Genomic DNA, 12,335 nt, shown 5'->3' with positions numbered 1-12,335 from the left:
TGCTGCTGCCGCACCTTTGGGCGGCCTTCCCCATATGCTATCTGTACATAGGATGCATGCCAGAGGAGGGGTACCCTTGCCGCAGTGGCTTTGCCAACAGCTCATGAAGGCTTATTTCAAGAAAGACCGCCGTCAGATCAAACTGCTGAATGAATGCTGGTTCTTTTACCGGAATTCTGCCGAAACCCGTGAATTCATCACCAAAGACGTATAGGTATTATTCCGCATTATATCCGCAAACGCCAAAAGGGAGTGCCCGTGCAGCCGTAGAATTCATGGCTGTGGGGCACTCCCTTTAACATATATATCCCGGCCGGATTCTGTTGCTTAGAACATCGGGAATACATATTTCACCAGGAAGAACAGCAGTCCAAAAATGATGATGATATATGCGGCATATTTAATAAAGGTGGATGCGACGAGACTGGAATCCGATTTCTTGTGCACCTCTGTCCGTTCTACTTCAACACTTCTGTCCTTGTAATTCGGTTCCATCTTCAATCTCTCCTCTCGGTTCGTTAGCTGTATGTCATCCATTAACCCCCGTATTTCAGACTGAAACAAAAAGAAACGGGCACCGCCCTAAGGGACAGCGTCCGTTTCTACAGGAAATCAGCTTTTAGTCAAAGCTGCGTTGGCCCGGCCAGGAGCCCTGCAGCTTACGGACCAGTACGATCTGTCCTGTATGATAGGAATCATGCAGAATCAGACTCATCACTTCTTCGCCCGGCGCATGCCCGGAGCCGCCCCATTCATAAGCGCCTTCCTCCAGGGCCACAATAATCTCCCGCAAAGAGGCATGAACAGACTTCAGCTTCGCAACTGCCTGGTTCCACGCCTCTTCCCCGCTCTCCGTTACCGTAAACGTAGCATCATTGCTCTCAAGATCAGGCAATTTCTCCAGACCCTTAAGCTTGCGCAGCAGACGTTCCTTATAATAAGTCAGATGATTGACGGTCTCCCAGATGGAATTGCCCGCTGCCCCCTCCGGCTTCCAGCTTGCCTGTTCACTAGTCACCCCTTCAAGCGCGTCTTTAAGCGGCGGCTGCCAATCCTCAACATCCATCACATAATCCCAGTTCTCCACCAGAACATCGCTAATCTTATTTTGCATATTTCACCCTCCTAAAGTTATATGGAACATCCTCTTCTCTGACTTTGGTAACGATTAAACAACCAAAATAACGGTTACATTAGAAATGTAGCATATTTGCCGGAGCGCTTCAAGTAACTAGCAAAACTTATTTTTAACTGTTACAATCAAAGGAAACATCGTGGTGAAAGGAAAGATGCAGCTTGCTGTGGGAGGATTTCATTAACAGCTACTGGCGGAATTGGCGGACAGGCGACCGGAGCAAGGACCGGGATAGGCTGGATGAACCGGAGTGGCTGGCAGAATGGCTGGCGGCACAGAAATTACCTGCGGCAGGACCGATTCTGCCGGTTGAACTGGAGCGGCTGAAGCAGCTGCGCGGATTATTATGGGACGAGGTACAACGGCTGGTGCAGGGACAACCTACGGAAAGCGCTCTGCTGGAACAGCTGAATCAATATATGGGTAACGGGCCTGTTCTGCGGAAAGTAGTCTGGGGTACCGGCGGCGAAGCCGGGATTTCATTGCTTCCCCAGCGTACAGACTGGGAGCAGATTATGGCGGAGATAGCGGCCTCTTTTGCCGAAGCACTACTGGAGAAGGAAGCCTCCCGTTTCCGGATTTGCGGAAATCCCGATTGTCTCTGGGTCTATTACGACGATACCCGCAACCGCTCGAAGCGCTACTGCGACGACAAGCTCTGCGGGAACCTGATGAAGGTCAGACGGTTCCGGGCGCGCAAGAAGGCTGCGGAGGATGAAGGAAATCTGCCGGACTAGCATTTAGACAGACTGCAAATGCCGGGTCTGCTGAAGCGGAGTCAATGTTGTGTTTTTGCCGGATTTTTTGGCAGTATAGAGCAGTTCATCCACTTCCTCAAACAACTGTTCTTTGGTGGCTCCTTCGGAGTAGCTTTTGAGTCCGATACTGACGGTCACTGCAGTATTCTCCAACTCTTCATGTAGAGTCTCCGACAGTTGCTGACGTACCCTGTCTGCCAGCTCGTAGGCTTCTTCATAGGTCTTCTCAAAAAAAAGAATCGCAAATTCCTCGCCCCCATAACGTGAGGCAATATCCGTTGGAGTGATATTATCTTTAATCACCTTGGCGACCCGCGCCAGCACTGCATCACCGGTACGGTGGCCGTATTTATCGTTAATCCGCTTGAAATTGTCAATATCAATCAAGGCCAGATGAAACGGCGCACCTTGATTCCCGTACTCCAGCGCTTTGTCGTAGAACTCGTGGAAGGAGATATGATTGTACAGGCCGGTCAGCGCATCCGTAGTGGACAGCTTGCGGATCACCGCGTTCTCGATCATCAGATTCTGCTTGGCCGTCAGTGTCGCTTCCAGATCACTCGCCAGCTCCCGCCCGTTAATAATAATAATGCTGGCTACCAGCGTGCCCACCAGCAGAAATAGCGGAATGGCAATCAGATCGAAATCATTCAGATAATATTTGAACCAGTAATCCCAGCGGTAGAGAATGAAGAACGCAGCCGCCTGCAGGGCAGACGTAAATAAGGTCAGATCCAGCCGGAAAAAGATCGCTGAAGCAAAAATCGGCAGCAGCATCAGCGCCCCGATAATCCGGATATCCATATTCAGATGGATAATCATCATGGCAATAATGGTCCCGGACACAAACAGCAGGACAAAGGAATATTTTGGCGCAATTGCATCAACGAACTGGGTCCCCCCGACAACCGCACTCATCAGCAGCGTCGGATAGAGCAGGACATCATAATAAAATTCATGCGGGCCCATTGGATATGAAAGAAATAAAAAAGCCCAGAGCTGCGCAGCAAAATGCAGAGCAATTACGAGCCAATAGGTACGCAAAAAACGCTTGATCCACTTGGCCTGCCGCTGTGCGGAAGTATCCGAGGGGCCCATGAAATCTCTTAATCTCAAACCATTCACCCGCTGCATGTAGATTTGATCAACACATTTCTATTATTTTAACATGATTTGCCCCGGGTACGATACTCACTTACGGGATATGTACTGATTTTTTTGGGGGTTAATGCGTCTACATATAGTGAGGGAAGTTACGAATGTCAGCCCTAGTGGAGCCTTGTGTGTCTGACAAATTCTAAGGTACGAAGGAGCTAGGAATTTCATAGGCGGGATATCAAAAAGCAAATAAAAAATGACCATCCAAATTGTGAGTTCTGGAGGCCATTACTTCTTCCAAACATGCTTTATTCTTCCGTCCCAATCTTTCCTTTTTCTTTTTCAAAATCTGCTATGTGTTGCTCGATCAAGTATTCGATCTGCATAGCAATAGACCGCTTATTTTTATCTGCGATATATTTAATTTTGTTGAAATTATCATCTTTTAAACGTAAAGTAAATACTCTTTTATCAGTTGCCATATGTTTGTACTCCCTAAAAGTGATGTCATTATTCTATCATTGTGAAAATAACGTTCATAGATTCACATTGACACCTAAGTGATGTCACCTTATAATTTTAGCTATATCATATTTTTTATCGGGGGAGCATACATGACAGATGTGGAGCATGCCTTTAACAAGTTTCTTTCCATACGTATGGAGTATATAGGAAGTTCTATACTATCTAATTCTGATGACTATAAGCATTTAATTTACGAATGCAATCAGTTGTTTGTAGAGTTGATTTCCTTGCTTCCCCAAGACTGCCAACTTCGTCTACAACATTATGAGACTAGTACCGTTCTACTCCAAAGTATTTCAGAAACGCTAATGTACAAGCAAGGCTTAAAAGATGGAATGAATCTCAACACTCTTCTACCCAATGAGTCACCTCAAAATAATCTTCAATAATTCCTTAGAACAGAAAAGTTCGTAATTGGCCTACTACAGCATCATTCCCTTTTTTCCACATTAGTATATCCTCATATTTCCACATTAAGATCCCGACAGTTTTACACTAACAACAAAAACAGCTTTCCCCCATTTCAACTTTCATAATTTCAGTTCTTTGCTCTCAATGCATACGCATACAGGAATTTTTCTTCGCCGGGTGCAACATTTCTCACCTAAAAGCCATCTTAATAGGTAGAGGTGATGCACAATGAGAACAACTAATATTATAAAGCGCGCAAAAAAAATGAGCATCGCGTGCGGAATCCTGGCTGCCAGCTTGTCGTTTGGAGCATCCGCTTTTGCCTTTTCTGATCTGAACGGACATTCTGCCGAAACCAAAATCAATGCGCTGCATGACGCCGGTGTGATTAACGGTATAACCAGCGACCTTTTTGCTCCCAACGCTAAAGTAACCCTGGCGCAAGGTGTTCAATTTCTCGTCAAAGGGCTGGCGCTGACGCCACAGACAGATACGGGCAGCAATTCTTCTACGGCCAGCAGTTTTTTTGACAATGTAAAAGACAATGCCTGGTATGCCTCCTCATTCCTGACCGCCAAGCAGAGCGGTTTGACTCTGGCACAGAATGCCAATCCGAACGCAAACCTGACCCGCGCAGAATTCGCTCATCTGTTAACCGAAGCCTTGCAGAGCAAGGGTGATTTCCCGGTTACCGAAATGTATTTCATGGTCGAGGATGGCGACAAGCTCTCTTCCGATGTTATGAACAGCCTGCAGATACTGCTGAACACGAAGGTTATTACGCTGGACAACGGAAAATTCCGCCCGGCCGATATCATCACCCGCTCCGAGGCTGCTGTTATGGTTCATGATGCCGCTGAATTTGCAGCACGGGCCATCAACCAAGACGATACAGTAATTGAGCCTTCTGAACCAGAACCAGTTCCGGTTAATAACTACGTTTCCAATGTTGTCCTGGAAAAAGCTGCTGAAGGCATCAATAAAGCCACCATCACCGTCGATAATCTGCCTAATCCCGGCTACGGCCTGGCGGTAGAGCGCATCGAATTCACCAGTCCCACCAAAGCAGTGATCTACTTCAAAATAACCCTGCCCGATCCGGATATGATGTACCCGCAAGTCATCACCAAAGGGACGGTCTCCACTTATCTGCCCGAAGGCTACACTGCTACAGCAGAGCCTGTAATGGGTTCGCGTTGGCTGCAGCCGGCAACCGATGTTGAGTGATTCTTGATAAAGACTTATTGTAAGGTTACAAGCAAATGAAAAACAGATCATGCCTGCATTCAGGGACATGATCTGTTTTTCATTTCACGCATTCCATGTTAAACAGTAGACGCATATTGCGAAGGACTACTTTCATCTAGCTATAGTAACCTATTTCTCTTTTGGAAGAAGCAATTCTCTTATTAAGGCGCCAACAAAACCAGAAAGAAGAACAATTACTACAATATTTAGTGATTTATCAAGTACTGAAGATGAAAAAATCACTCGAAAGCTCTTTGTTATGATGGTTATTACAAATACTAAAGACATAGTGATAAAACCTGCTCGGGCAGATATTTTCACTTCATTCATTCCTCTCTAAAACAAAATTACCAAAATCTAAAATATATTTAACACAAAGTGATTAAGTAATACGCAGTACGAGGAGGCCAGTAAAAAGCAGACCACTTACTAGCGGATTCTAAAGGAGCTCGTTTTAGAGTTCAAAATTTATCGGGATTTTTAATTCTAATTGAGGCTACTTCCCCACATTTTTTGCAGAATGTGTAAATAACCGGAGAACCAAAAGAAAATGTTTTACCAATCGGCATTACTCTAGCATCCACAGCGTTCACTTCACCTTTAGTAAAGGTAGTGCTTCCACAAGCTTTACAAGTTAAGCTTTCTTGGTTCATAATGGCCACCCCCCATAAAACATACGAATTATTCCAAATGGAGGTTTCATTACTAAAAAGCAGTAATGAACAGTTCGAAAATATTGGTTTTTTATATTGAATCTAATTCCCTCCTACGTATGAAAAACCGTCATCAGAAGAATCAGCAAACCGCTGATCAGCCCGAACAGTTCGAGTGCAAACATTCGGGAACGTTTTTTCCGGAAAAATACAATAGAGGGATGGGCCAGACCAGCCGCCATATACAGGAGAGACAGCAACAGGCCGAAGCTAAGCAGTGAAAATATGGGGTTATCCGCCTGGGGCACACCAAGGAATATGACCAGTAGGATGAGCGCGGTCAGCAAATACAGAAACCAGCGGGCAATTCGGATAGCTGGTCCGGATTGTACCGGGGGAGTGTTATCAGCGGCTAGCTGTTCACGGGTATGCTTCTCCAGTGCCCGCCGGAACTCCTCTGGATTCTCGTTGCGCATTCGCTGCATTTGGTTCGCATTGTCGATTCGCCGCTTCAGGCTTCTGAACATGCGGTTCTCTCCTCTCCATTGCTGCTTCTCTCGTTATACTATGCTACTGATTCTCATGCCCTGCCTATTTCTTTACCCATCCTACCCCTGCAGCGCCTTCCGCACGCTCAGAATATACTTCGCCTGATCCAGCGGATTCACGCCCCGGCGGGTACGCTCGGCAGTGACGTCCGGCGGGCACGGTTCATAGCCGGCAAAAAAGGAAGTAAACGTGCTCCGCCCCTTCGTGTAGGAGCTTAAGGTCACAGGATAATCTAGCGAGGTTGCCAGCGGCAGCCTGCCTTCGATGATCATCCGATCGCCCTGCAGCACGGGCGGCTCGAAGATGCCGCGCATCTGCACGAGGTCGTTCATCACGCGGCCGCCGTTCTCCTCAGGCACGACGATGCGCACCAGCAGGATCGGCTCCAGCAGGCTGGTGCCGGTATGGGCCAGCCCATCCATGATGGCCATGGGCGTAGCCACGGCAAAATCCAGCGGATGGGTATGCCACACATGGTGGTTCCCCTCCACCAGTGTGATCTTGAGGTCGGTGACCTCCCACCCGCGCAGACCCTGCTGCAGCGCCTCCGGCACGCGGCGGGCCGTCTCATTCTGGTATTGCGGCAGCAGATCGGAGCTGCGCACCAATGATTCATAGACGAGGCCGCTGCCCGGCGGCCCCGGCTCTATCTGGAACCTCAGAATCGCCCAGCACGGCTTCGGCATCAGGTACGCAACGTAGCCTTCACCTGCGCGGCTTGGCGTTTCCCGGTAGATCACCGACGGCTGGCCGAAGGTAACCTTCAGCCCGAATCGCTCCTGCAATACACTATCCAGAATCTCCAGCTGGATCGGCCCCATCACCTTGATATGCAACTCCCGCTCCTCCTGCAGCCACTGGGTATCCAGCAGCGGGTCCTCGTCGGCCAGCTCCTGAAATGCGGCAATCACCTTATGATCGTCGGCATCCGCTCCCCAGAAGACACGTACGGTTAGCAGCGGCACGGCAAGCTTCGCCTCCTGCGGAATGGCCTCCGGTTGGCCCAGTACATCGCCGATCCGCACGCCAGACAGCCCATAGACTACAGCGATGTCACCCGCTTCCAGCGCCCCCACATCCTCGGTGCGTCCGCCTTCGACCTTGCGGATCTGCGTCACCTTGCCCTGAACCTCCTGCGTATAATTCATCACCGTGTCCCGGTTGCGGATAGTTCCTTGATAGAGGCGCACGAAGGCCATGCGGCCCATGCTTTTGTCACGCTGGATGTTGTACACGATGCCGGACACCGGCTGCTCCGCATCCCCGCCCGCGCGGGGGAAATACTGGGTCATGGCATCGAGCAGCGCCGTGACACCGAGACCTTTGGCCGCTACGCCATACACCAGCGGATACATTCTTCCTGCGGCCGTCCGAACGGCCAGCTCTCTTTTCCACTGCGCCAGTTCTGCCGCACCGCCCGCCATATACAGCTCCAGCAGTTCCTCGTCCCGCTCCGCGAGCGCTTCCAGCAGTTCTGTCCGCGCCGCCGCGTCCGCACCTTCACTCCACAAATCCGCCGCCCCTATGTATTCCCGTTCCCTATATAAGGGCTGCTGCACAGGCACAATATCCCCGGACAGATAGGTCCGCGCCTGAGTTAGCACAGCGGCTGGATCAGCGCCGATCCGGTCCATTTTATTCACGAAGATGAGCGTCGGAATTTCCAGCTTGCGCAGCGCATTCCAGATCATCTCACTCTGTGCCTGCACGCCCTCCACTGCTGACAGGATCAATACCGCACAATCCATCACCCGCAAGCTGCGCTCCACCTCGGACAGGAAATCCACATGTCCCGGGGTATCGACCAAGTTGATCTGCACTCCTTGCCACGTAAATGAAGCCAGAGCCGCCCGCACAGAAATCCCCCGCTGCCGCTCCACCTCCATGGAATCCGTCAACGCCGTTCCGCTGTCGACACTGCCAAGTGCGCGAATCCGCCCGCTCTCATATAATATATGCTCCGTCGTCGTCGTCTTCCCCGCATCTACATGAGCAAAAATCCCCACGTTGATCCGTTCAACCCTCTGCTGCTGAATCATCTATGTTCTCCTGTCATAAGCCGAATGTATGAATGCCTGATAGTGTTTGAATCCGTTTACTGATTCTACTTCAAGTGTACAGCCAAATGCCGCTAATGTTCAATCGGTAAGCACTTTCCCGGATGACGGCCCCGCGGTCTGCTGATACTAACAACAATGCGCCTTCTGCAATTAGGTTACTTGGTGACAGACGCACATTACTCAGCCCAACAACAATTTTTTCAGCTTATACAGAACTGCCTGCAACATTTCGGCCCCTTTGGCCATCTAAGAGTATAAGAGGTGAGGCACAATGAAGAATAAATCATCATTCCAGAAGCGCGCTACAAAAATCACTCTAGCGTGCAGCATTCTGGCAGCAACAGTATCATTCGGAGCATCGGCTTCTGCCTTTTCGGATCTGAAGGGCAATGCTGCCGAATCCAAAATCAATGCACTCCATCAAAATGGCATCATTAACGGAATTACCAGTGATATGTTCGCACCGAAATCCAAGCTGACTTACGCCCAAGGCCTGCAGTTCATCGTCAGCGGCCTTAAGCTGTCCCCACAGAATACAACCGGCAGCAAAGCCAGCGATTACTTCGACAAGGTAAAAGATAACGCATGGTATGCCTCCGCATTCGTGGCTGCCAAGCAGAGCGGATTGTCTCTGGACAAGTCCATCGACCCCAACGCGGCAATGACGCGGATCCAGTTCGCTCATTTGCTGACCCAGGCGCTGCAGAGTAAAGGGAATTTCCCGGTTACGCTGATGTATGCGAATATCACGGATGGCGGCAAGCTGTCTACAGCGGAGATGAACAGTCTGCAGATTCTGGTCAATACCCGCCTGATCACGCTGGAGAAGAACAACACCTTCCGTCCGAATGAACCGGTTACCCGTGCGGAAGCCGCTGTCCTAATCTATGACGCAGCCAAATTCGCCAAAGAGGTAATCACTCCGGATGACAGCGCCACTGCTCCGGTTAATGACTATGAAGCAGCGGTTACACTGGAAAAAGCGGCTACTGGTGTAAACAAAGCCACTGTCACAGTTGAGAATCTGCCTACCTCAGGTTACGGCCTGTCGATTGAGCGGATTGAATTCGGCGCTAACCAAACAGCAGTGATCTACTTCAAAGTGACTGCGCCGCCTTCCGGTTCCATGAATCTGCAGGTCATCTCTACCGCCTCAGCGGTGACTTACCTGCCTGAAGGGTATACAGCGGTAGCCAAATCCGTAACAGGTTCGGCTTCTGCTGCCGCTTCTTCCGCAGGGATGTAAGTGAGAAATTTATAAACGCATATTCGTCAAAAGAAGCCGCATCGCCGTTGGGATAACCAAGGGATGCGGCTTTTTGCGATTTTACTAATAACTGGCTGGCGCTTTCAGTCCTTACGTTAAGGTGTCCACTGATCATGAATGATCCCTACAAGAATATGGTCCTGGCCATTCTTCTCGAAGACCAGCCGCAGGCTGCGCCAATCCATGCCCTCTAAGGAAGGATCGATACCGGCGATATGATATTCTACGAAGTCATGGGTCTCCTTGGGATACACCTCATTGAGATTATTTAGAGTTGTCCCTTGGCCCAAGCCCTGATTCAGTGCAACTTCAGATTTACCGGAAAAATCCGCATCGTACACAAACCGCTTATAATAGTCCGCAAAGGTCAGCTTAATCAGCTCTCCGGTACCGGCGAACTCACGCCATTCACGCTTTACCGGATCTTGCATTGCAGCTTTCAGCTCTTCCTGGCTTAACACAATGTCTTTATCAACATCAACATAAGCGTAAGGGGAGAAGCGGACCCCTCTGTCCCGGTGTACCCACGAGGCGAGCGTCTCCATATTCCCGCTCTTCAGCGCCCGCATTACTGTAGTTGCCGCTTCCAGCGCTGTAGGCGGTGTGCCTTCCTCCGGCGGCCCGGGGTCTTCCGCTACCGGAGTTGGTTCCGTAGCCGCAGGACTTGGAGCAACCGTTGCCGGGGATGCAGATGGTGATGGTACGGCCGCAGTAGTCGCCGGGGCAGAGGTCTGAGTCTGCTCCGGTGTGGATGTGGTCCCCGGCTCCGCTTCCGGCGCTGGGTTGCAGGCTGCAAGCATTAACATTCCGGCCGTCAACGCGGCGAATCCAATTGATCTTGCCTTATACATGATATCCCTCCTCATGCTGCCATTCTTACCCTTGTAGACGCTGCCCGGCAAGATATAGTTGCAAGGCGCCTGTCACTTGGGGAGGCAAGCGGTGGGAGGGGGCTAGTTAACAGATTTGCAGCAGACGAACGATTTCACCGTCGATTACTTCTTCACTGGCTTTTAGAAACCCTAAAGCTTCATACATTCTTCCCGCAATCAGATTGTCTGGCCGGTGTCCAATCATGATTCTTGTACAACTGGAATTACTCATGAACTGAATCAATGTTTCCATTGCAGCCTTGCCATACCCTTTGCCTTGATGCTTGTGATCAATCATTAGGGCAGGAATCCAATAGTTATCATCCTTGTCCGGTTGTGTGCAAAATACGAGAAATCCGACTGGGACCTCTTCTGAGTAAATCGCACGCAATTCAAATTCATGCACATATTTAGATTCGGCAATCCAATACACCACAGGTGCAGGAAAAATATTAAGCTGTTCCGGCTTAACCGTAAGCTGGGTGCATTCATACCAATTATTAATACACACTGGCTTTAATTCAACTGCCATACGAACTTCCTCCCAACTTTCACTGCGCGGATATCACTGTGTAGAGGAATTCATCTTAAGTGATTATTAATCCAGCTCCGTATACAATCTGATCTCCTGCCGTCCCGTTTGGAAACCCACTGATGCGTACAGGGACAGTGCCGATTCATTGGTGGTCATGGCGATAAGCTGCGCCTGCTCCAGCCCGTGCTCCTTCAGATACGCCAGGGCGTGGACCAGCAGGGCCTTGGCGATCCCGCGTCTTCTCCATGGCTCACGGACAAACACGTCCTCGATAATGCCGTTCTTATCCTCCTGCCAGACCATCAGACTGCCGGCCACCTTGCCTTCATCCAGTACAACAGCCGATGTCCAAAGCGGATGCTCCTGATACTCCAGCAGACGTTCCACGCCCAGCGGGGTATCCGGCCAGATCTCCGCCTCCAGTTCCAGATAAGCTTCTCTCTGCTCCGGTGAATCCAACTGAACCCACGCTGATTCAAGACCTGCCGCAAGCTCAACCACAGGTATAGGTTCGTTCAAGTCACGGTGGAGCGTATATAGCCGGCTATGCGGCAGGTAACCCAGATGCTGTCCAAAATACGAGTTGCAGCTCTCCTCCGCGGCGTAATTCCCCGTACACAGAACCGTTCCGTATTCCCGGGGCAGTGTCCCCTTCAGTTCATGCGCCCGTTCCAGCAGAAGGGAGTAGACACCATCCAGCAGTCCGGTATCCTGTTCACGCCCAGGCAGTGTTTTCAGGTTCACAAAAATCTTATGTTTGCTTCCAGGCAGACGTCCCGGGGGAACCACATTGAAGATCTGCAGCTGGCCTTTGGCCACCATTTTGTCCCCTTCAAAGGCACAGATTACATTCTCCCAATTGCTCTCCTCCCCTACCCACCAAAAAAGCACATCCTCCTGTGCCGACACCCGCGCATACATTTCCCCAAGCGCCGCCATATCGTTCTGTCCGAAATTCCTGATCACTCTATTGCTCAATACCGGTCCGCCACCTTCTGTTTTTGTTCATCATAACACTGTGTGGAAGAGGGATTAAGATCATTAACAATTATAACTATTCTCTACCGCAGCTTGGCCCGGAGCGTTACATCTGCTATTTGGGGTTGCCAAAAAACGGCTGCGCCGTCCTGGTCAAGGAAGCGCAGCCGTCCGGCTGGTCATATGGGTTGTTCTTGGGTTGTTCTTGGGTTGTTCTTGGGTTGTTCTTGGGTTGTTCTTGGGTTG

At 50.1% G+C, this 12,335-nt stretch carries 16 protein-coding genes; 5 read left to right on the top strand and 11 right to left on the bottom strand.

Going from position 1 to position 12,335, the window contains the following annotated elements:
• Positions 1-76: 76 nt before the first annotated feature.
• The gene (gene cmpA / locus P40081_RS38290; RefSeq protein ID WP_099052445.1) at positions 77-214 is read left to right on the top strand and encodes a cortex morphogenetic protein CmpA; all 138 of its coding nucleotides are present in this window, start codon (positions 77-79) and stop codon (positions 212-214) included.
• A gap of 113 nt (positions 215-327) precedes the next feature.
• Here cmpA and P40081_RS38925 read toward each other — a convergent pair whose 3' ends face one another.
• Complete coding sequence (locus tag P40081_RS38925) at positions 328-495, bottom strand: hypothetical protein (RefSeq protein ID WP_197074337.1); 168 nt, start codon at positions 493-495, stop codon at positions 328-330.
• A gap of 124 nt (positions 496-619) precedes the next feature.
• A complete protein-coding gene (locus tag P40081_RS06560; protein WP_039296306.1) occupies positions 620-1,114 on the bottom strand; it encodes a DinB family protein in 495 nt (164 codons plus the stop codon).
• 182 nt (positions 1,115-1,296) lie between these two features.
• Between P40081_RS06560 and P40081_RS06555 the strand changes: the two genes are divergently transcribed.
• Entirely contained in the window at positions 1,297-1,872 is a 576-nt protein-coding gene (locus tag P40081_RS06555) for a CGNR zinc finger domain-containing protein (protein ID WP_042134240.1), read from the top strand.
• A gap of 3 nt (positions 1,873-1,875) precedes the next feature.
• Here P40081_RS06555 and P40081_RS06550 read toward each other — a convergent pair whose 3' ends face one another.
• Positions 1,876-3,009, bottom strand: coding sequence for a GGDEF domain-containing protein (locus P40081_RS06550; protein WP_331281709.1), 1,134 nt, complete (start codon positions 3,007-3,009; stop codon positions 1,876-1,878).
• Between the two features lie 290 nt (positions 3,010-3,299).
• On the bottom strand, positions 3,300-3,473 hold the full coding sequence (locus P40081_RS38285) for a hypothetical protein (protein ID WP_042134236.1): 174 nt from the start codon (positions 3,471-3,473) through the stop codon (positions 3,300-3,302).
• 132 nt (positions 3,474-3,605) lie between these two features.
• Between P40081_RS38285 and P40081_RS06540 the strand changes: the two genes are divergently transcribed.
• Both P40081_RS06540 and P40081_RS06535 read left to right on the top strand, forming a co-directional pair.
• Positions 3,606-3,905 (top strand): hypothetical protein, encoded by a 300-nt coding sequence (locus P40081_RS06540; protein ID WP_042134234.1) that lies wholly within the window; start codon positions 3,606-3,608, stop codon positions 3,903-3,905.
• Between the two features lie 250 nt (positions 3,906-4,155).
• Positions 4,156-5,154: an S-layer homology domain-containing protein gene (locus tag P40081_RS06535; RefSeq protein WP_042134233.1), complete on the top strand. Its 999-nt coding sequence runs from the start codon at positions 4,156-4,158 to the stop codon at positions 5,152-5,154.
• A gap of 150 nt (positions 5,155-5,304) precedes the next feature.
• Here P40081_RS06535 and P40081_RS38280 read toward each other — a convergent pair whose 3' ends face one another.
• The 4 genes from P40081_RS38280 to P40081_RS06525 all read right to left on the bottom strand — a co-directional run bounded on the left by P40081_RS38280 (position 5,305) and on the right by P40081_RS06525 (position 8,416).
• Positions 5,305-5,505: a hypothetical protein gene (locus tag P40081_RS38280; protein ID WP_156118547.1), complete on the bottom strand. Its 201-nt coding sequence runs from the start codon at positions 5,503-5,505 to the stop codon at positions 5,305-5,307.
• A 131-nt stretch (positions 5,506-5,636) separates the two neighbouring features.
• On the bottom strand, positions 5,637-5,828 hold the full coding sequence (locus P40081_RS38275) for a hypothetical protein (RefSeq protein WP_156118546.1): 192 nt from the start codon (positions 5,826-5,828) through the stop codon (positions 5,637-5,639).
• Positions 5,829-5,941: 113 nt separating this feature from the next.
• Complete coding sequence (locus tag P40081_RS06530; protein ID WP_042134231.1) at positions 5,942-6,355, bottom strand: hypothetical protein; 414 nt, start codon at positions 6,353-6,355, stop codon at positions 5,942-5,944.
• An 81-nt stretch (positions 6,356-6,436) separates the two neighbouring features.
• The gene (locus P40081_RS06525) at positions 6,437-8,416 is read right to left on the bottom strand and encodes a GTP-binding protein (RefSeq protein WP_042134229.1); all 1,980 of its coding nucleotides are present in this window, start codon (positions 8,414-8,416) and stop codon (positions 6,437-6,439) included.
• 292 nt (positions 8,417-8,708) lie between these two features.
• On the opposite strand from P40081_RS06525, the gene P40081_RS06520 reads away from it, so the two are divergent.
• The gene (locus P40081_RS06520) at positions 8,709-9,683 is read left to right on the top strand and encodes an S-layer homology domain-containing protein (RefSeq protein WP_042134227.1); all 975 of its coding nucleotides are present in this window, start codon (positions 8,709-8,711) and stop codon (positions 9,681-9,683) included.
• 116 nt (positions 9,684-9,799) lie between these two features.
• On the opposite strand, the gene P40081_RS06515 is transcribed toward P40081_RS06520, so the two are convergent.
• The 3 genes from P40081_RS06515 to P40081_RS06505 form a co-directional block, all read right to left on the bottom strand.
• Positions 9,800-10,555 (bottom strand): hypothetical protein, encoded by a 756-nt coding sequence (locus P40081_RS06515; RefSeq protein WP_052421698.1) that lies wholly within the window; start codon positions 10,553-10,555, stop codon positions 9,800-9,802.
• A gap of 106 nt (positions 10,556-10,661) precedes the next feature.
• Positions 10,662-11,108: a GNAT family N-acetyltransferase gene (locus tag P40081_RS06510; protein WP_081969845.1), complete on the bottom strand. Its 447-nt coding sequence runs from the start codon at positions 11,106-11,108 to the stop codon at positions 10,662-10,664.
• Between the two features lie 66 nt (positions 11,109-11,174).
• Positions 11,175-12,089, bottom strand: coding sequence for a GNAT family N-acetyltransferase (locus P40081_RS06505; RefSeq protein WP_231575298.1), 915 nt, complete (start codon positions 12,087-12,089; stop codon positions 11,175-11,177).
• Between the last annotated feature and the right edge of the window lie 246 nt (positions 12,090-12,335).

Source organism: Paenibacillus sp. FSL P4-0081 (assembly GCF_000758565.1).
GTDB classification, from domain to species: Bacteria; Bacillota; Bacilli; order Paenibacillales; family Paenibacillaceae; genus Paenibacillus_AQ; species Paenibacillus_AQ phytohabitans.
The sequence above is the reverse complement of the archived record's forward strand: the minus strand, read 5'-3'. Positions and strand labels throughout refer to the sequence as shown.

Excerpts from the sequence above, each read along its gene's own strand:
- P40081_RS38280 (WP_156118547.1), bottom strand. The coding sequence starts at position 5,505 with ATGAATGAAGTGAAAATATCTGCCCGAGCAGGTTTTATCACTATGTCT.
- P40081_RS38925 (WP_197074337.1), bottom strand. The coding sequence starts at position 495 with ATGGAACCGAATTACAAGGACAGAAGTGTTGAAGTAGAACGGACAGAG.
- P40081_RS06535 (WP_042134233.1), top strand. The coding sequence starts at position 4,156 with ATGAGAACAACTAATATTATAAAGCGCGCAAAAAAAATGAGCATCGCG.
- P40081_RS06525 (WP_042134229.1), bottom strand. The coding sequence starts at position 8,416 with ATGATTCAGCAGCAGAGGGTTGAACGGATCAACGTGGGGATTTTTGCT.
- P40081_RS06515 (WP_052421698.1), bottom strand. The coding sequence starts at position 10,555 with ATGTATAAGGCAAGATCAATTGGATTCGCCGCGTTGACGGCCGGAATG.
- P40081_RS38285 (WP_042134236.1), bottom strand. The coding sequence starts at position 3,473 with ATGGCAACTGATAAAAGAGTATTTACTTTACGTTTAAAAGATGATAAT.
- P40081_RS06540 (WP_042134234.1), top strand. The coding sequence starts at position 3,606 with ATGACAGATGTGGAGCATGCCTTTAACAAGTTTCTTTCCATACGTATG.
- P40081_RS06530 (WP_042134231.1), bottom strand. The coding sequence starts at position 6,355 with ATGTTCAGAAGCCTGAAGCGGCGAATCGACAATGCGAACCAAATGCAG.
- P40081_RS38275 (WP_156118546.1), bottom strand. The coding sequence starts at position 5,828 with ATGAACCAAGAAAGCTTAACTTGTAAAGCTTGTGGAAGCACTACCTTT.
- P40081_RS06510 (WP_081969845.1), bottom strand. The coding sequence starts at position 11,108 with ATGGCAGTTGAATTAAAGCCAGTGTGTATTAATAATTGGTATGAATGC.
- P40081_RS06520 (WP_042134227.1), top strand. The coding sequence starts at position 8,709 with ATGAAGAATAAATCATCATTCCAGAAGCGCGCTACAAAAATCACTCTA.
- P40081_RS06560 (WP_039296306.1), bottom strand. The coding sequence starts at position 1,114 with ATGCAAAATAAGATTAGCGATGTTCTGGTGGAGAACTGGGATTATGTG.